General features: G+C 34.5%; 21 protein-coding genes. 19 read left to right on the top strand and 2 right to left on the bottom strand.

Annotation, left to right across the window (positions count from 1 at the left end):
- Positions 1 to 16: 16 nt before the first annotated feature.
- Positions 17 to 1381, bottom strand: coding sequence for an oxygen-independent coproporphyrinogen III oxidase (gene hemN / locus ICJ84_RS04150; protein ID WP_188215082.1), 1365 nt, complete (start codon positions 1379 to 1381; stop codon positions 17 to 19).
- A gap of 125 nt (positions 1382 to 1506) precedes the next feature.
- Here hemN and ICJ84_RS04145 point away from each other — a divergent pair, with 125 nt between their 5' ends.
- The 16 genes from ICJ84_RS04145 to arsB all read left to right on the top strand — a co-directional run bounded on the left by ICJ84_RS04145 (position 1507) and on the right by arsB (position 14600).
- The gene (locus ICJ84_RS04145; RefSeq protein ID WP_188215081.1) at positions 1507 to 2130 is read left to right on the top strand and encodes a YceI family protein; all 624 of its coding nucleotides are present in this window, start codon (positions 1507 to 1509) and stop codon (positions 2128 to 2130) included.
- Between the two features lie 95 nt (positions 2131 to 2225).
- Positions 2226 to 2756, top strand: a complete 531-nt coding sequence (locus tag ICJ84_RS04140) for an RNA polymerase sigma factor (protein ID WP_188215080.1) — start codon at positions 2226 to 2228, stop codon at positions 2754 to 2756.
- A 1-nt stretch (position 2757) separates the two neighbouring features.
- Positions 2758 to 3558 carry an anti-sigma factor gene (locus ICJ84_RS04135; RefSeq protein ID WP_188215079.1) on the top strand — a complete coding sequence of 267 codons (801 nt, stop codon included), beginning with the start codon at positions 2758 to 2760 and terminating at the stop codon, positions 3556 to 3558.
- 638 nt (positions 3559 to 4196) lie between these two features.
- Positions 4197 to 4523: a hypothetical protein gene (locus ICJ84_RS04130; protein ID WP_188215078.1), complete on the top strand. Its 327-nt coding sequence runs from the start codon at positions 4197 to 4199 to the stop codon at positions 4521 to 4523.
- 190 nt (positions 4524 to 4713) lie between these two features.
- Positions 4714 to 5229, top strand: coding sequence for a hypothetical protein (locus tag ICJ84_RS04125; protein ID WP_188215077.1), 516 nt, complete (start codon positions 4714 to 4716; stop codon positions 5227 to 5229).
- 433 nt (positions 5230 to 5662) lie between these two features.
- Positions 5663 to 6115, top strand: coding sequence for a DUF1569 domain-containing protein (locus ICJ84_RS04120; protein WP_188215076.1), 453 nt, complete (start codon positions 5663 to 5665; stop codon positions 6113 to 6115).
- Positions 6116 to 6179: 64 nt separating this feature from the next.
- Positions 6180 to 6551: a DoxX family protein gene (locus ICJ84_RS04115; protein WP_188215075.1), complete on the top strand. Its 372-nt coding sequence runs from the start codon at positions 6180 to 6182 to the stop codon at positions 6549 to 6551.
- 346 nt (positions 6552 to 6897) lie between these two features.
- Positions 6898 to 7275: a DUF1304 domain-containing protein gene (locus ICJ84_RS04110; protein WP_188215436.1), complete on the top strand. Its 378-nt coding sequence runs from the start codon at positions 6898 to 6900 to the stop codon at positions 7273 to 7275.
- 102 nt (positions 7276 to 7377) lie between these two features.
- Entirely contained in the window at positions 7378 to 8205 is an 828-nt protein-coding gene (locus ICJ84_RS04105) for a universal stress protein (RefSeq protein WP_188215074.1), read from the top strand.
- A gap of 54 nt (positions 8206 to 8259) precedes the next feature.
- Entirely contained in the window at positions 8260 to 9237 is a 978-nt protein-coding gene (locus ICJ84_RS04100; RefSeq protein WP_188215073.1) for a TolB family protein, read from the top strand.
- A gap of 162 nt (positions 9238 to 9399) precedes the next feature.
- Positions 9400 to 10320 (top strand): hypothetical protein, encoded by a 921-nt coding sequence (locus ICJ84_RS04095; RefSeq protein ID WP_188215072.1) that lies wholly within the window; start codon positions 9400 to 9402, stop codon positions 10318 to 10320.
- Between the two features lie 146 nt (positions 10321 to 10466).
- Positions 10467 to 11990, top strand: a complete 1524-nt coding sequence (locus ICJ84_RS04090; protein ID WP_206688672.1) for a sulfatase — start codon at positions 10467 to 10469, stop codon at positions 11988 to 11990.
- 82 nt (positions 11991 to 12072) lie between these two features.
- Positions 12073 to 12402 (top strand): ArsR/SmtB family transcription factor, encoded by a 330-nt coding sequence (locus tag ICJ84_RS04085; protein ID WP_188215071.1) that lies wholly within the window; start codon positions 12073 to 12075, stop codon positions 12400 to 12402.
- 33 nt (positions 12403 to 12435) lie between these two features.
- Complete coding sequence (locus tag ICJ84_RS04080) at positions 12436 to 12903, top strand: DUF6428 family protein (RefSeq protein ID WP_188215070.1); 468 nt, start codon at positions 12436 to 12438, stop codon at positions 12901 to 12903.
- A 30-nt stretch (positions 12904 to 12933) separates the two neighbouring features.
- Positions 12934 to 13551: an arsenate-mycothiol transferase ArsC gene (locus ICJ84_RS04075; protein WP_188215069.1), complete on the top strand. Its 618-nt coding sequence runs from the start codon at positions 12934 to 12936 to the stop codon at positions 13549 to 13551.
- Positions 13552 to 13553: 2 nt separating this feature from the next.
- On the top strand, positions 13554 to 14600 hold the full coding sequence (arsB, locus tag ICJ84_RS04070) for an ACR3 family arsenite efflux transporter (RefSeq protein ID WP_188215068.1): 1047 nt from the start codon (positions 13554 to 13556) through the stop codon (positions 14598 to 14600).
- 70 nt (positions 14601 to 14670) lie between these two features.
- Here the strand turns inward: arsB and ICJ84_RS04065 are convergent, their stop codons facing one another.
- Positions 14671 to 15018: a cupin domain-containing protein gene (locus ICJ84_RS04065; protein ID WP_188215067.1), complete on the bottom strand. Its 348-nt coding sequence runs from the start codon at positions 15016 to 15018 to the stop codon at positions 14671 to 14673.
- A 419-nt stretch (positions 15019 to 15437) separates the two neighbouring features.
- On the opposite strand from ICJ84_RS04065, the gene ICJ84_RS04060 reads away from it, so the two are divergent.
- The 3 genes from ICJ84_RS04060 to ICJ84_RS04050 all read left to right on the top strand — a co-directional run bounded on the left by ICJ84_RS04060 (position 15438) and on the right by ICJ84_RS04050 (position 17669).
- Complete coding sequence (locus ICJ84_RS04060) at positions 15438 to 16046, top strand: RNA polymerase sigma-70 factor (RefSeq protein WP_188215066.1); 609 nt, start codon at positions 15438 to 15440, stop codon at positions 16044 to 16046.
- A gap of 92 nt (positions 16047 to 16138) precedes the next feature.
- The gene (locus tag ICJ84_RS04055) at positions 16139 to 16588 is read left to right on the top strand and encodes a doxx family protein (RefSeq protein ID WP_188215065.1); all 450 of its coding nucleotides are present in this window, start codon (positions 16139 to 16141) and stop codon (positions 16586 to 16588) included.
- Complete coding sequence (locus ICJ84_RS04050) at positions 16569 to 17669, top strand: FecR family protein (RefSeq protein ID WP_188215064.1); 1101 nt, start codon at positions 16569 to 16571, stop codon at positions 17667 to 17669. The genes ICJ84_RS04055 and ICJ84_RS04050 overlap by 20 nt, the downstream gene beginning before the upstream one ends.
- Positions 17670 to 17682: the final 13 nt, after the last annotated feature.

Raw genomic sequence — 17682 nt, 5'->3', positions numbered from 1 at the left:
CTCTGATATATAATTTTTAAACCGTCATTGAAAACAACTGGGTATCTGGTTGTTTTCTTTGTAATAACACATCGAAAGCCATACACACATTTCTAACAAATGGTCTGCCTTTCTCGGTTACAATAATGCTTTCCTCCAATATTTGAATTAATCCGTCGCGTTGCATCTCTTCCAATTGGTTTAAGGCTTCCGGCAATTCTTCAAAATACAATGCAGAATCTGCCCAACTGGTTTTAAACTGGCACATTAAATTTAAAATATGCTTACGGATGATTAAATCTTCATCATTTAAAATATGACCACGATACACCGGAATAATATTTTCTTTTAATAAATGGTAATACGCTTCCAGACTTTTCTCATTTTGAGCAAAACCATACCAGCTATCACTAATAGACGAAACGCCCAAGCCAATCATGGCTTGTGTTTTTGATGAGGTGTACCCCATAAAATTACGATGTAATTTACCGTTAATCATGGAAGCATACAAAGTGTCTGTTGGTAAAGCAAAATGATCCATGCCTATTTCGTGATAGCCGATATCGGTTAGCAATTGTTTTCCTAATTGATACTGTTCGCGTTTCAATTCTGCCGATGGTAAATCGCCATCGTTAAATCCACGTTGCCCATTCCCTTTTATCCAGGGCACATGTGCATAGCTGTAAAATGCTAAACGGTCGGGCAATAAAGCCTGCGTTTTTAAAATGGTTTCCTGAACATGCTCTAAAGTTTGAAACGGTAACCCAAAAATAATATCGTGACCTACCGAGGTATACCCCACTTCACGAGCCAGTTGGGTAGCACGTTTTACATATTCAAACGGCTGCATTCTGTGAATCGCCTTTTGCACCGTTTCATTGTAATCCTGAACGCCATAACTTACACGACGAAAACCTACATCATACAAGGCTTGCAAATGCTCTCGCGTGGTATTGTTAGGATGCCCTTCAAAACTAAATTCATGGTTATCGGCTACTTCAGCATGTTTTAAAACCCCTTCTATTAAATAGGTTAAATGTTCTGGGGAAAAAAAGGTAGGTGTACCTCCACCTAAATGAATTTCTTTAATAACCGGTTTTTCATCAAACAACTCCAAATACAAATTCCATTCTTTTAAAACCGCTTTTATGTAAATGGGTTCAACACTGTGTTGCTTAGTAATGCGTTTATTACAACCACAAAACGTACATAAACTTTCGCAAAACGGCAAATGGATATACAAACTTAAACCTTCTGAACGGTTACTGGCTTTAAACGATTCTATTAATGACGTTTTCCAGCTTTTTAACGAAAAACTATCCTGATTCCAGTAAGGTACCGTTGGGTAACTCGTATAGCGAGGCCCGGCAACATTATATTTATTGATTAGTTGTTGTAACATGTTTGCATTTTAATAGAACAAAAGTATCCTTATTGTTTTGTTAAAAACATGATTTATGTCATGTATAAACAACTGCAATTAGTATATTAGTGCTAAATTTCACATCTTAAAAAAACATTTTGTTCATGAAAAAAATAAGTTACCTGATTATTGTTTTGGCGCTGAGTATTGTAAGTTGTAAAGACAATAAAAAAGAAAACACTACCGAAGAACACATGGAAGTTACAACGGCCGAAAAGTTTGTTGTAAAACCAGAAGCGACCTCGGTAAAATGGACGGCTTATAAAACAACCGACAAATTACCTGTTGGTGGTGAGTTTACCGTGTTAAACTTTGATGAAAAAACCGGAGCTTCAGCCGAAGAGGCTTTAAATAATTTACGCTTCTCGATTCCAGTGAGTAGTTTATTTACTAAAGATCCGTCAAGAGATACTAAATTAAAAGAATCGTTTTTTGGTGCGATGCTTGATACAGAACTTATTAATGGTACTATTAAAGTTACAAATGGAAATTATATGGCTTCCCTTACTATGAATGGGGTAACTAAAGATTTACCGTTAACTGTTGAAATCACCGATGCGCGTCGTGTAAGCATGACTGGAACCATGAATTTAGCAGACTGGGATGCCCTTGGTGCCTTAGAAAGTTTAAACAAAGTATGTTTCGATTTACACACCGGACCAGATGGCGTGAGTAAGACCTGGGACGAGGTTGCTATTGAAGTAAGCACTTTTCTTCGTAAAGGCTAATCTTACATAACCGAAAACATTTTTATACAAAAGCTACTTTTATAAGTAGCTTTTTCTTTTTTAATTTACTATTTTCGGAAATCTTAATCTACTTTATGGAACTAGAACCCCTAATTGAAAAATTCAAACAGAAAGACGAAAAAGCTTTCGAAACGCTGTATAATATGTACAGTGAAAGCATGCAGGGCGTCATTTACAACATTGTTCGAGATAACGATATCGCTGAAGAAGTTATGCAGGATGTTTTTATTAAAGCCTGGCACAATGCCAGCAGCTATTCCTCTGAAAAAGGACGTTTTTTCACCTGGATTTTAAACATCGCAAGAAACGCAGCCATCGATAAAACCCGTTCAAAAGCCTTCAAAAAAAGTAAACAAAACCTTGATGCCGATTTTTTCGTAGATATTTTAGAAACCAGTGACAGTCTAGACAACTCTACCGACGCTATTGGAATTAAAAAATTTGTAAAAAAATTGGGGGAAAAATGTAAGGCGGTTTTAGAACTTCTGTACTTTAAAGGTTATACGCAGGTGGAGGCTTCCGAAGCTCTCGATATGCCTGTGGGTACCATAAAAACCAGAAACCGAAACTGCATTAAAGAATTAAGAAACATGGTATTAGAATAAGATGGATATACAAGCTTACATAGAATCTGGAATTTTAGAGCTATATGTAGCAGGTGCACTCTCTGAAAAAGAAAATAAGGAAGTGTACAATCTCATGCTGCAATATCCTGAAATATTACAAGAAGTATTAGAAATTGAAGCTGCTATTATAAAATTAACCGCTTCAGTATCGCCAGTAAAACATAACGACAAGATTTTACAGGCTGTAAAAGCCCATTTAGGATTAACCGGAACCAACAGCAACGTTATACCAATGCCAAAATACAACTGGGTGACTTATACCGGTTGGGCAGCCTCGGTACTGCTGGCTATTGGATTATTCTGGACAACAACGCAAAACAACCAGTTAAAGACCGATATTCAAATTGTAAAAACACAACAGGAATTATTAGAAACACAAATTGCCAATGCTAAAAGCAATTTAGAAGAAGCTAATACTTTAATTTCGGTATTACGCGATAATAATATTACTAAAATTCCTTTGGCCGGACAGGGTAATTTCTCCAGTACTTATGCTAATGTGTACTGGGATAAACAACAGCAACGCATTTATTTAGATGCCGAAGGCTTACCCGAACCACCAGAAGGTAAAGTGTATCAGGTTTGGTCGTTAACCTTAAACCCATTAACACCTACCAGCTTAGGAACTATAGATAATTTCATAACAGATGACAATAAGATTTTCGAAATTGAAAATGCCAACGCATCTGAAGCTTTTGGTATTACTTTAGAGCCTGCTGGCGGTAGCGAAACACCAACCATGGAATTCCTTTATACTTTAGGAGTTGTTAATGCTGGTTAGCTACACCCTATTTTTTAAGTTATTATTATATATCCTCTAAGCGTACTTAGAGGATATATTTTTTACACTACTTACCTACACCTCAACACATTAACATAATAAATATTACAAAAACATTAAATTAGTAGTCTATATATTACAAAATAATGCTTTTTTAGGGGTTTGCTTCGGGTTTCCTTCGGGAATTGTTCGGGTTTCCTTCGTAAAATAAGGGTTTTACCGAAGAATCCCCGAAGGAATGTCGAACATGACTCGAAGGAAACCTATTTAATGACTATAAAATTAATAGCTTGCTGTATAATATGTTGTAAGAAAGTTATTATATTGCAATGCGCATGATGATACAAATAGGATAGGAATGAAAATAAAGCTTAAAAACTATCGTTATCCCATCCGATTAGGTGTAATATGTAGTTTTCAATCATTCATATACACTACGTTGGCTATAATTTGAGAAAAAACCGAATTGAATTTAATAATTAAATGAAACAACTATTAATATTATCATTTATCGTTTTATGCTTTTGGTCTGTAATCACAACCTTTAGAGCAATATTCCTGATTTTGACCAATAAGTTCAATGGCTCAAAATCAACTTGGATTATAATATCAATGATTGGTTTAATTGGACCAATTTTATGGATTACAAAAGGGAAAAAGTTAATATCAAAAAAATGACGAAAAGCACTACTAACAAATTATTATTGACAAACATAATTTTGGTTATTCTTGCTCTAATTGCAAATGAATTTTGGACTGAATTAGGACTTACGGATTCGGAAAACATATATTTCGCTTTAGTTGGATTTATAGTTTTCGGAATAAGTGCAGGGGGAGTTTTTGTCGGATTTAAAGAACGTAAGGAAAAAGTAAATAAACCTCTGATTGGATTAATAGGAAACTCTATTCTGACTTTATTTTTCTTAATTACATTTTTTTACATTGCACTGACCATGGAAATGTAATTTAAACTGAACAAATTAACTCATAATAAAAACTATTGCCAACACAGTATATAAAAAATTGCTAGTTTTATATTAAACCAATGTTAGTTGCTCGTTTGCTAGCTTCTGATTTTCCTTCGGAAAATCCTCGCACACAAACATGCAACTTTCCATATACCAAACGTTGGCAACAAGCAAAACAACCATAAAAATGAAAGCAGCAATTTTACTATTGACCTTGATGATATCCATTAGTATATCTGCACAAGAAGAAAACAAAACTCAAAAATTATTTTTGAGAGTTTTTGACATGGATGGAAAAAAAATAGGAAAAGGACATATTCACTCAATTAATGATTCTCTTATTGTTTTAAGTAAAGCTAAAAAGCTAAAAAAAATACACCCAAAAGAAATAGGAAAAATAAAAACCAAACGTTCGGGAGGTCATAACGTACTTGTTGGAGCTACTTCTGGTGCTTTAGTTGGAGTTGTTCTAGGTTCGGTAAACCCTCCTACCGATTCTTCAGGAGGAACATTTACTTGGGCCGGTGGTTCTTCAGGGGATGAACTCGCTAGCGGTGTTACTGTTGGTGTTATTTCTGGAACAATTATAGGAGGCATTTCTGCACTTTTCAATAACCCTAAAACTTTCGTAATAGAAAGCAATCCTGAGAAATGGAATGCTTTTGTAAATTCTGTTAAACATAATGCTATAAACAAAAATTAAATCTCAAAATTTTGATTTCGTATTTCAAACTAACAAGGAAAATGAGGGATAAACGCCAGTTGCCAACAATGTATAACCGCAATTACGGCGGATTCGACTACGTCCGAATCCATAAAGTCTGTGCGTAACCGAAAATAATCGCTAATTTAACCCGTAACTGAAGGTTATACGAGACCGTTTGGATTTATTTCGAAACACACTCACATTCAAAATGACAAAAATAACAGGAGTCTATATCGTTTTAATTACTGGATTTATTCTCTTAATTATGAATATATCTGCATTAGATTTTAATAATCTTAACAAAGTCTCCTTTTATGGAATTATTTCAAACCTGCTGCTGATTTTAGCAATGATAATAAGCATCAGAGATTTAAAGAAGAAAAAATAATTATACTTAACTGAGTAATTTTGACGAAATAGCATAAAACAAATGAAAACAATATTTAACGAGAATATTCGGGAACAGCTAATCGAAAGAATTCAAAAAATCAACGAAGACAGCAAAGCTGAATGGGGTAAAATGAATGTTTCCCAAATGCTTAAGCACAATACATATTGGAATAAATGGATTCTTGGAAAAGAAAATCATTCATACAAGCAAGCTTTTCTGGGAAAGCTATTTGGAAAAATAGCTTTAAAAAAAATGATTAAAGACGAAAGGCCGTTTGATAAAAATATTCCCACCTCTAACCAATTTAAGGTAAATGACTCTAATGTTAATATCGAATCTGAAAAATCGGAGTGGATTTCACTAGTTAAAGAATATGAGAATTTTAATAACCCCATCTTCATACACGATTTTTTCGGTAAAATGACCAAGGAACAAATTGGAATATTAGTTTACAAACACACAGACCATCATTTAAGACAGTTTGGAATATAAATAAAAACTAGTTGTCAACAATAAGTTTCAATCTCTATAGAAAAATTAAATAAATTTTACAGTTATGAAAAAAAACTTTAACGATTTGGCTCTTTTAATATTAAGAGTTGGCTTTGGGGGCTTTATGCTTACCCATGGAATTCCAAAAATAAGCATGTTATCAAACCCTTCCGATTTTGGTGACCCAATAGGTGTTGGACCTACAATGTCCTTGATTTTAGCTCTTATTGGAGAAGTTGTCGCCCCAATTATGTTAATTATAGGTTTTAAAACAAAATGGGCCGCCATACCTGCTGCAATTACTATGTTTGTTGCTGCATTTATAATACATGCTAAAGACGATTTAGCAACCAAAGAACACGCTTTATTGTTTTTTATAAGCTTTGTCGTGATGTTTCTGGCAGGAGCCGGAAAATATTCAGTTGATAAAGCCTAATACGTTTTATTCATTGCAAACTGAAAATTAGCATTACTGAAGTTTAGGAATTTATTGAAACTATAAATAGTGTCAAAACAGGAACTGCTACCAACAATGGTAGCTCCTCTCAAATCCGTAATTTTACAAACGCCCAAGTTAAGGGCGTTTGTTTATATTTTAGTGGTTATAAAAATGCTTTTAGGTAATACAACATTATCTTTAGATAAAAAAACACCTAATACTATATACAAATTAATTGCTTAAAACTATGTTTAACCTGGAGCTATATTTCAATAGACACTAGTAAATAGTGACCTATAATACAAATCAAACATAATACTAACTTTTTATTTGATGAATGATGATAGATATTATCGCAAAAATATTGACTGCTATAGTTGCATTAGAGCATCTTTATATTTTATGGATTGAAATGTTTGCTTGGGAAACCGCAGGTAAGAAAACATTTAAAACGATTCCTGAGCACCTATTTAAACCTACAAAAGTCCTGGCAGCTAATCAGGGGCTTTACAATGGGTTTTTATCTGCAGGATTAATTTGGTCGTTTTTAATTTCTGATACCACTTGGGAAATGCACATTCGCGTATTCTTTTTAGCATGTGTTGCGATTGCCGGAATATATGGAGCTATAACAGCTTCGAGAAAAATTTTTATAATCCAGGCATTACCTGCAATTATAGCGTTGATTTTCGTATTGGCAGCATTTTCGCTAAGTAATTAATGTTTATATACGCTAAACAGGTCTTAAAAACCTGTAGTTTTTAGTATCTTTAATAGAGAAGTTCTGGATGAATTATGGAACCGAAATAATTATTTTTCTCTTATGAAAACTTACATTCTTGCAGCCAATTCTTTTGACGAAGACACCAATTACATAAATCACGCGTTTCAAATGGCTAAAAAAACAGGGGCTAGATTAGTGTTTTTTCATTTGCATAATATTTCCATACACGCCATTAATGCAAGATTGCCTTACGAATCCATTTTAGAAACAATAAAAATTGCAAAAGATAAGGCCGATGCATTTGTAACCAACCTGGAAAAAAAATATCAGGTACAAACCACTTTAGATTTTGCGCTTGGCGATTTTTACCAACAATTACAGCGCTCAATTAAAGAACACCAGGCCGTTTTGCTAGTTATGGGCATTCATAAGAAATACTTTGAAGAAAACCTCTTAGGCTCAACCACTACCAACACCATACATAAGGTCGACATCCCTGTATTAACCGTACCAGAAACCTATACTTACAATCCTTTAAAGAAAATTTTATTTGCCTTTGATATTGAAAGAGGATTACCCGCAGAGGCCCTAAAGAAAATTGAAACTATTGCCAAAGCTTATAAATCGGTAGTTGAAATATTTTATGTAAACGACAATCCTTCTGATAACAAACAAGACTTAATTAATAACATGAAAGCTTCGTTGCAATCAACTGGAGATACTAGGTTCCTGTTCAACAGTGTTACCTCTAATACTGTTGTAGATGAAGTTAAAAAGGAACTGACACGCTTTGAAGCCAACTTATTAGTTATGGTGCCTTACGAATATGGATTCTGGTTATCTTTAATACACCGAAGCAAAACAAACCTAATAACTTCTAATTTAGAAGTCCCTCTGCTTACCCTCCATAGTAATGACGTTTTATAAAACATCTTTGTTTCCAATAACATAAACTAGCTACTTTATTTGAAATACAAACCTATGAAACACATAGCCTTTCTTTTGCTGCTTTTACCGCTTTTTAAGGCGTGTAAACCTAAGAACGATACATTAGTAGCAACCATTTCAATCGATATTGAATCTAAAACTAATTATTTAACCCTTTTTGGACAAGGCATCATTTCTACACCGCTTTACGAAAGAGATTTAGCCATTCATCCCGAAGGCAACGAAATGATTTATACATTGGGAGACTACAAGCAAAAAAAACGTTGCCTGGTGATATTAAATAAAAACAATGAAACCTGGAGCGCACCAGGGATCATGTCTATTTCTGGAACATATCACGATATTGAACCTTTTTATGCCAACAATGGTAACCGCTTATATTTCGCGTCAAACAGACCTATTTATAACGATAGTACCAGAACAGACTACAACATTTGGTTTAGTGACAAGGTAAAAGGTATCTGGACTAATCCTAAAGCCCTAGACTCCACCATTAATACCCCAAACGATGAATTTTTTCCTTCTGTAAGTAACCAGGGCAATCTGTTCTTTACCGCTACAAAGCCTAATGGCATTGGAAAAGAGGACATATTTATAGCAAAGTACGAAGCCGGTACATTTAAAAATCCAGAGCCCCTGCCTGCCGAAATAAACACCCCTTTTTATGAGTTTAATGCCTACATTAGTCCAGATGAAGATGTTATTGTTTTTAGTTCGTATGGCAGAGCTGACGATTTAGGGGGAGGCGATTTATACATAAGCCGAAAAGATAAAAACGGCGCGTGGAGTCCATCAAAAAACATGGGAGCATTAATAAACTCCAATAAATTAGACTACTGCCCTTTTATAGATTGGAAACATGGTAATCTCTACTTTACGAGCGAAAGACTAGATGAAAACAATGAAATTCTAGAAAGTGTAAACGCTTTAAAAAACTTTGCTAACAGTCCTTTAAATGGCTTTGGAAATATTTATAAAATAAGTCTCGATAAAATTGATGAACTCCATTGAGTTAATTGCAACTAATATCACCAACTCCCATATTTTGTTCACTAAAGATTCGTGTGACTACCTTTAGGTGTTCCTTTTAATTCCTGTATTTTTGTACAATAAACACGATTAAAGAACTAATAAGTGTAAATCCATTACACTTAACATAAATTGAACAGGATTATGAGCAAGACGATCTCGACATTTACAAGACAAGAGGACAACAATAATGTTTGGTTATCTAAACCAAACACAAACGATTTTAATATTACAGATTACGGCATAACACCAACTGTTCTTAATACCGAAGCCGAAGTTGGTCAGGCCATGTTAAATGAGCTTTATAAAACCGCTGAAGCTAAAGAAGGTGATATTAATATTGCCCTTCTTGGTGGTCGTGGAGCTCAGCAATTACACCGTTTACTGGGTGAATTAGCTAAATCTAATGAACAGGACGCTTTGTTAGCTCGGTTGAATGTATTTACTCAGGATGCCTTAGCGCCTATGGGTATGGCTAACGGCTTTAGTTTTGTTAGAGATTTTGAACGTATTTTGGGTGATGCTTTTTTCAAAAAGATAAAAAGCTTTACCCCGATGCAAACCGATACTCAGGACCTGGAGTCTGCACTTATAGACTATTTAACCAAACTTGAAAACTTAGGTGGTTTAGACATCTTTTTCATTGGTCATGGTCCGGAAGCACAGCAGGCCTCGCATCTGGCTTATATTAAACCTTTTTCAGGAGCGCAATACCATCATGTTGCAGGAATCATTCCGATTTCAAGCAGTATTTTAGAACATCATATTAGTAAATTTAAAGCTGGAGGAAGTGTGGTAAGCGGAAGTGACGAACAGGAATGCCGTGCTGCTGAATACATCTTGACCCTAGGTCCAGCAGCCATATTACAGGCTAAAAAAATTGTACAGTCTGTTGTCGATGCAGACTCAGCGCCTGCCAAAGTAGAAACTTATGCCAATGTGCTTAACACAACATTCAATCCTAATCCTAAAGAAGCCTTGCAGCAATTAAACGCCAACCCTGGCTTATGGATCAGACTGCACCCCAATGCTAAATCGTTTGTATTAACTAATTTAGGAGTATAATTCCCAAAACAAACTCATCAATAAATTTTTAACGCTGTTTACCATTATATTCTGACTTTATTCTCAATAATAATCTTATATTCACAGCGCATTTTTTTGTGCTCGTACACAAAATATATTTATTATTAAATCGCTAACATCAAATAATGAAAATGTATTTAAAAAAAGTATATTCAATCCTAACACTTTTATCAACATTCTCCTTTTCTGTTAACACTTCAGCTCAGGAAAACCAACCAAACATTATTGTGTTTCTTGTTGACGACATGGGGTTAATGGATACTTCTGTTCCTTTTTTAGTTGACACTAATGGAAACCCTAAAAAATATCCGCTAAACAATTATTACATCACCCCTAATATGGAACAGTTGGCTGGGCAAGGGATTAGATTTACAAACTTTTATGCGCATTCGGTATGTTCACCAACTCGCGCATCCATACTAACAGGGCAAAATTCTGCTCGTCACAAAACGACCAACTGGATTGATTTAGAAAATAATAACAAAAATAATTTTGGACCTTCTTCATGGAATTGGGAAGGTTTAAACAAATCTTCTATCACCCTACCCCGACTTCTTCAGAGCACGGGCTACAAAACGATACATGTTGGTAAAGCCCATTTTGGACCTAATGGTTCTGAAGGTGTCAATCCGCTTAATATAGGTTTTGATGTTAATGTTGGTGGTTCTGGAGCCGGACATCCGGGTAGCTACTACGGTCGTGATGGCTACGGAAATATTAAAGGACAAAAGTCACGTGCTGTACCCGGCTTAGAAAAATATTGGGGAGACGATATCTTTTTAACTGAAGCCCTTACTCGCGAAGCCAACGATAAAATTTCTGAAGCCACAGAAGAGGGGAAACCTTTCTTTCTGTACATGTCACATTATGCGGTTCATCAACCCTTTCAATCCGATCCCCGTTTTGCCGAACACTACAAAAATTCGGGTAAAGATGAAAAAGCACAAGCTTATGCGACTTTAATTGAAGGCATGGACAAATCTTTAGGTGACATCATCGCACACGTAAAAGATTTAGGATTAGGAGAGAATACACTTATTCTGTTTTTAGGAGACAACGGTTCTGATGCACCACTTCCTATAGCTAATGAATACAGTAGTTCAGAACCTTTACGAGGTAAAAAAGCCATGCATTGGGAAGGTGGTATGCGGGTACCTTTTATTGCGTCTTGGGTTACCCCAAACCATCAAATAAAAGTTCAGAAAGAATTAAAAATTTCTCAAAATCAAATGGAAAGTCAGATAGGTACTATTTTAGACCTATTTCCAACCATATGTAATTTAGCAAATGTTAAAGTTCCAGAATCGCATCTTACAGACGGTTTCGATTTACAAAAACAGTTCAAAGGAAAAACTAATAAAAAACGAGAGAACACGTTCTTAAATCACTTTCCTCACGACCATCGTAGTCCGTACTTTACCAGTTTTGTAAAAGAAGACTGGAAAGTTGTCTATCATTTTCAAATTGAAGGTACTCCTAAATACGAGTTATATAACTTAATAAACGATCCGTTTGAAGCTAATAATTTAGCTCAATCCAATCTGAAACAGTTAAAAGTGATGATGAAACTTTTACAAGAAGACATGGATAATAAACAGGCTTTATACCCTGAAAAAAACGGGCAAATCTTAGAGATTATTCAACCTTAATTCCTTTTAAATAGAAAATAAATAATAGCGATTATTTCGCTGTTATTCTTATTAATCGTAATATTGCAATAAAACAATTAATATGGGTTTAGCCAAAACTGAAATATTTACCGATTCGCAAAATGAAATCGCCTTATTTGCCAAAGCTTTCGGGCATCCGGCACGTGTAGCTATTCTGCAACACCTTTTTAAAATCAATACTTGTGTTTGCGGCGATTTGGTAGACGAAATTGGATTGGCGCAACCCACCATCTCACAACATTTAAAAGAATTAAAACATTTAGGATTAATTAAAGGCTCGGTAGAAGGCACTAGTGTATGCTACTGTATCAACCCTGAAGTTTGGACAAAAATGAAAGCCGTGATGTCTGAATTTTTAAATCAGGATTTACCAAAAGCCTCCTGCTGTTAATCTTTAATTACCACTCTCTAAAACAATAACGTTATGAAACTATCAGAAGTTAAATCAGCACTACAACATTTAGAAACTATCGCGTTTCAACTGCCTAACGGCGATTTAGTACCAAGTCATTTTCACGTCACTGAAATAGGTAAAATCAATAAAACCTTTATCGATTGTGGCGGTACCGTAAGACATGAAAACATTGTGAATTTTCAATTATGGAATGCCAACGATTACGACCACCGCTTGCATCCTGAAAAATTATTACACATTATAGAGCTTTCAGAAAACACTTTAAACATAGAAGATGCTGAAATTGAAGTAGAATATCAAGGGGAAACCATTGGTAAATTCGGATTAGATTTTGATGGCAAATCCTTCCTACTAACCAACAAGCAAACTGATTGTTTAGCAAAAGATAACTGCGGCATTCCTGCCGAAAAACGAAAAGTAAAATTATCAGATTTGCAACCAGCCAACACCTGCGTTCCTGGAAGCGGCTGTTGTTAATTTAATCCTTCAAGCGATAAATTTATACTCATGTCATTATACCAAAACATTGAACAAACGTTAGTAAACTTACCCACTGATACTGTAAGTGATGAACGTAAAGGAACATTACAGCCTTTAATCGACTTTATTCAGGAGAAGGTTGATGCTCGGAAAGCAATTCGTTTAAATTTTATTTGCACGCATAATTCCAGACGCAGTCATTTATCTCAAGTTTGGGCACAAACTATCGCGCACCACTTCAACATCAAACAAGTATTTTGTTACTCAGGAGGTACCGAAGCGACAGCGCTTTTCCCAATGGCTGCCGAAACCTTAAAAAATACGGGGTTTCATATTCATACTATAGCCGAAGGAAATAACCCAATTTATAGTATTAAGTATGCTGAAGATGAACATCCGGTGATTGGATTTTCTAAAACATACGACGATACGTTCAATCCACAATCAGAATTTGCTGCAATTATGACCTGCTCTTCTGCCGATCTAGGGTGTCCTGTGATTTTAGGAGCAGAAAAACGTATTCCGATTACTTTTGAAGACCCAAAGGCGTTTGATAACACCCCACAGCAAGCTGAAAAATACAAGGAGCGCAGCCTTCAAATTGCAACGGAATTATTCTATGTTTTTTCACAAATTAAAGCGTAATCATGGGCACAAAAAAATTAAGTTTTTTAGATAGAAACCTTACGCTGTGGATTTTTGTTGCCATGGCCTTTGGTGTTGGCTTAGGATATTTTTTTCCTAAATTTCCTGAATTCATAAACGCCATGAGTAGTGGTACAACCAATATTCCTATTGCCATTGGTTTAATTTTAATGATGTACCCGCCACTAGCAAAAGTAAATTACAGCTTACTCCCAGCTGTGTTTAAAAACACCAAAATCCTTTCGGTATCGCTTATTCTTAACTGGATTATCGGTCCGGTGTTAATGTTTATTCTGGCTATTACCTTTTTAAAAGATTATCCTGAATACATGGTCGGTTTAATTTTAATAGGATTAGCACGATGCATCGCTATGGTTTTAGTTTGGAACGATTTAGCCGAAGGCAGTAGCGAATATGGTGCTGGTTTAGTTGCGTTAAACAGTATCTTTCAAGTGTTTGCTTATAGCTTTTACGCGTGGATTTTCATTACCATTTTACCACCTTACTTTGGATTTGAAGGCGCCATTGTAGATATTTCTATTGGGACAATTGCCGAAAGCGTTGCTATCTACTTAGGTATTCCGTTTGCATTAGGTATTTTAAGCCGACAAGTTTTAGTGAGATTAAAAGGCGAAGACTGGTACACCCAAACCTTTATTCCAACTATATCGCCGCTTACCTTAATCGCTTTACTATTTACTATTATCGTGATGTTCTCTTTAAAGGGTGAACTCATTGTTGAAATTCCAATGGATGTTTTAATTATTGCCATTCCATTACTAATCTACTTTGCTTTGATGTTTATTATTGGATTTTTCTTCACCAAAGCTATGGGCGGCACTTATGACAAAACGGCATCGGTTGCTTTTACAGCAGCTGGTAATAATTTTGAATTGGCTATTGCCGTAGCTATTGCCGTATTCGGGTTAAATTCCGGACAAGCCTTTGCAGGTGTCATCGGACCGTTAGTTGAAGTTCCGGCCTTAATCTTATTGGTTCGTGTATCCTTCTGGTTACGAAAAAAATACTTTGTAAACGCAACCAACTAAAAAAATTAGTAAAACAAAAAAGGGTTCTAATTAGAACCCTTTTTTGTTTTTATAGCTAAATACCAAATATCTATTTCATAAAATCCTCTCGAATCGGATTAAACACGTCTATTAAAATACCCGATTTTTTACAAACTGTGCCATGCATAACGTTTGGAGGAATATATAGTCCGTCACCTTCCTTTACAATTTTCACCTCATCACCAACTGTAAATTCAAATTCACCACTCGCTACATAAGTCACCTGAACATGTGGATGTTTATGCATCTCGCCAACTCCACCTACCTCAAAACTGACGTTTACTAACATGATATTATCATCATACCCCATAATTTTACGTTTAATGCCACCTCCTAAGTCTTCCCACTCCATATCATCACCTAAAAGAAACGCCTTACTTGAACCAAAATTTGCCATAACTTCTATGCTTAACCTATTTTCTCTCAAATGTAATACTTTTAAAATACAACATCTAAACAACCTATGCTTTAACCTGACACAAACAAAACCATTTCATTTCAAGATGCAGCATTTCAATTTAAACAAATAATTACTCAACTATGACACTTAATGTTATCTAAGATTTATATCATGATTACATCTGAAAATTACGTTCTATTTACTTTGAGAGGCTTCAATTATTATCAGACTCAGATACTATATTATCAAATATTAAAAATTTTAAATTAACCTAGGTTAAAATCTGCAAAATTTAATTATTTCAACCTAAGAACACAGGTTTAACATAAAAAATGTAATTTTAGCCACACTTGAGTTGTTTTTTTCTTTAAACCGGATATTGAATTTTATTTCCTGTAAAAACTACTTTAATCCAAATGAACACACAGCCCAACGAGCATATACAATTTAGGGCCTTTAAAAAAGGCAAGGAACTTGCTTTCGAATATTTTTTTAATAAATACTACAATAATATTGTTGGCTTTGGTGTACAATTTATTTATGATGAAGAAGAAGCTAAAAACATTGCTCAGGAAGCTTTTTTAAATCTATGGACCAACAGAAATAAGATAGAGCAGCCATCGGGTATTAAGTCGTTTCTTTATACGTATACAAAATCCAAATGTTTGAATTTAATTAGGAGCAAAAAAGTAAGAGAGAAATATAAAAGTGAGGCATTAAACAAACGGGAAGCACTATTAAATCAAGAAGTAATAGATGCTTTAAATTTCGATTCTATGGATTTTTATGAATTAGAACAAATTATCAATAAATCTATAGAAAACCTGCCTGGAAAAACAAAAACTATTTTCTTAAAAAAACGATTCGATAATAAAAAAAATCAGGAAATAGCAGATGAATTGGAGATTAGTTTAAAAACGGTAGAGTCTCATATAACCAAGGCCTTAAAGGCTTTAAAAGAGCAATTGGCTCCATATTTCCCAACGATATTAATATCTATTATTCTTTCCTCGAAAAAAATATAAAAAATATCGTAGGGTATTTTAGAGTATAGGGGTACAAACTTATATAGCAGGAATAATTATCTGCTTAACCAACAACAACTAACCTCTATATCATGAAAAGACCTCAGGTATTATTATCCCGAGAATTCACTGGTCAGCGTTTAATTACGTTGTCCATCGGTTTTATTTTTTTCGCATTCGGAATACTGAAATTTTTTCCAGATTACAGTCCTGCTGAAGATATTGCAAAACGTACAATTGATGTTTTGGTAAAAGGCATTTTATCCTCAAATATTTCGTATTTACTTTTAGCTATTTGGGAAACAACTATCGGGTTAATGTTTATTCTTAATTATCAGCGAAAAGCGGCAACTATTTTAGCTCTCGTTCATCTAACATTCACTTTTTCAACATTTTTTATTTTTCCCGAACTATCATTTAACAAAAGTCCTTTTTCATTCACTTTATTAGGACAATATATTATTAAAAACATCATCATATTAAGTGTATTAATAAGCTTATTAACAGAGAAAACGCCAAGTAATGACAAAGCTCATTTATAAATATTTAGACCATAAAGCTTCGGAAGAAGAAATCGAGCAGCTATTCGACTGGATAGATGCTTCTAAAGAAAATAAAAAGCAGTTTATAGCCTTAAAAACAGCTTGGGCTATTACTGCAACATCTAAAACTCAGACTTCTGAAACACTTAAAATATTAAAAGATAAAACCATAAAGCAAAAGACTAAAGCCTTTACTTACTTGAAGTACGCTGCTATTCTGGTCATTGCTTTGGGTATTGGTCGTGCCATTTTTAACAAACCAATTAATAAAAACACCAATGAGGTTATCTTAGAATTAAGTAATGGTGTTGTTAAACATATTCATGACAACCAAGAGAATGTCTTGATAAATAAAGATGGTATTGTTATTGGAAAACAAACTGATAATGAAATCATTTATAATTCTAACATAAAAAGTGAAGAATTAAAGTACAATACCATTAAGATTCCTTTCGGAAAACGATTTAAGGTAATTCTTTCAGACAGCACCATTGTTCACTTAAATGCCGGAACCACGTTTAGGTTTCCCGAAAACTTTATAGCATCGGCAAACAGAGATGTCTTTTTAACGGGCGAGGCTTTCTTTGAAGTAACTAAAAACGAGCAAAGTCCTTTTATAGTTCATTCTGATAAGATTAATATTCAGGTGTTAGGAACAAAGTTCAATGTTAGTTCTTATCCAAACGACGCCAGTTCACACAGTGAACTATTAGAAGGCTCCGTTAAAATTTCTGCTGCAAATGATGCCTCTAAATATTCCATTTTGGAGCCTAATCAACAGGCCAAATGGATAGATAAACGAAACGCTTTTGAGGTTAAAAGTGTAAATACCTACGATCATATTGCCTGGGTAAACGGGGAGATTATTTTTAAAGATATGCCCTTTAGTGCATTATGCAAAAAATTAGAAAGAGCTTATAACGTGGCAATAATAAACAAAAACAAAACACTTGATAATCAAGAGTTTTCCGGAGCCATAAGAATAGAAGAATCTAACATTGAAACCTTATTTAAATTATTACAAATAGATACCCCTTTTGAATACTCAATAAAAAATAACATCATCATAATTAACGACTAAAACACTAACCTCT

Source organism: Aestuariibaculum suncheonense (assembly GCF_014596935.1).
GTDB lineage: Bacteria > Bacteroidota > Bacteroidia > Flavobacteriales > Flavobacteriaceae > Aestuariibaculum > Aestuariibaculum suncheonense.
The sequence above is the reverse complement of the archived record's forward strand: the minus strand, read 5'-3'. Positions and strand labels throughout refer to the sequence as shown.

What these genes read in the sequence shown, in the direction of transcription:
- ICJ84_RS04085 (WP_188215071.1), top strand. Translation starts at nt 12,073, where the DNA reads ATGGGTTTAGCCAAAACTGAAATATTTACCGATTCGCAAAATGAAATC.
- ICJ84_RS04130 (WP_188215078.1), top strand. Translation starts at nt 4,197, where the DNA reads ATGGATTACAAAAGGGAAAAAGTTAATATCAAAAAAATGACGAAAAGC.
- ICJ84_RS04095 (WP_188215072.1), top strand. Translation starts at nt 9,400, where the DNA reads ATGAGCAAGACGATCTCGACATTTACAAGACAAGAGGACAACAATAAT.
- ICJ84_RS04080 (WP_188215070.1), top strand. Translation starts at nt 12,436, where the DNA reads ATGAAACTATCAGAAGTTAAATCAGCACTACAACATTTAGAAACTATC.
- ICJ84_RS04060 (WP_188215066.1), top strand. Translation starts at nt 15,438, where the DNA reads ATGAACACACAGCCCAACGAGCATATACAATTTAGGGCCTTTAAAAAA.
- ICJ84_RS04105 (WP_188215074.1), top strand. Translation starts at nt 7,378, where the DNA reads ATGAAAACTTACATTCTTGCAGCCAATTCTTTTGACGAAGACACCAAT.
- ICJ84_RS04100 (WP_188215073.1), top strand. Translation starts at nt 8,260, where the DNA reads ATGAAACACATAGCCTTTCTTTTGCTGCTTTTACCGCTTTTTAAGGCG.
- ICJ84_RS04050 (WP_188215064.1), top strand. Translation starts at nt 16,569, where the DNA reads ATGACAAAGCTCATTTATAAATATTTAGACCATAAAGCTTCGGAAGAA.
- ICJ84_RS04055 (WP_188215065.1), top strand. Translation starts at nt 16,139, where the DNA reads ATGAAAAGACCTCAGGTATTATTATCCCGAGAATTCACTGGTCAGCGT.
- hemN (WP_188215082.1), bottom strand. Translation starts at nt 1,381, where the DNA reads ATGTTACAACAACTAATCAATAAATATAATGTTGCCGGGCCTCGCTAT.
- ICJ84_RS04115 (WP_188215075.1), top strand. Translation starts at nt 6,180, where the DNA reads ATGAAAAAAAACTTTAACGATTTGGCTCTTTTAATATTAAGAGTTGGC.
- ICJ84_RS04145 (WP_188215081.1), top strand. Translation starts at nt 1,507, where the DNA reads ATGAAAAAAATAAGTTACCTGATTATTGTTTTGGCGCTGAGTATTGTA.
- ICJ84_RS04090 (WP_206688672.1), top strand. Translation starts at nt 10,467, where the DNA reads ATGAAAATGTATTTAAAAAAAGTATATTCAATCCTAACACTTTTATCA.
- ICJ84_RS04065 (WP_188215067.1), bottom strand. Translation starts at nt 15,018, where the DNA reads ATGGCAAATTTTGGTTCAAGTAAGGCGTTTCTTTTAGGTGATGATATG.
- arsB (WP_188215068.1), top strand. Translation starts at nt 13,554, where the DNA reads ATGGGCACAAAAAAATTAAGTTTTTTAGATAGAAACCTTACGCTGTGG.
- ICJ84_RS04120 (WP_188215076.1), top strand. Translation starts at nt 5,663, where the DNA reads ATGAAAACAATATTTAACGAGAATATTCGGGAACAGCTAATCGAAAGA.
- ICJ84_RS04140 (WP_188215080.1), top strand. Translation starts at nt 2,226, where the DNA reads ATGGAACTAGAACCCCTAATTGAAAAATTCAAACAGAAAGACGAAAAA.
- ICJ84_RS04075 (WP_188215069.1), top strand. Translation starts at nt 12,934, where the DNA reads ATGTCATTATACCAAAACATTGAACAAACGTTAGTAAACTTACCCACT.
- ICJ84_RS04125 (WP_188215077.1), top strand. Translation starts at nt 4,714, where the DNA reads ATGAAAGCAGCAATTTTACTATTGACCTTGATGATATCCATTAGTATA.
- ICJ84_RS04135 (WP_188215079.1), top strand. Translation starts at nt 2,758, where the DNA reads ATGGATATACAAGCTTACATAGAATCTGGAATTTTAGAGCTATATGTA.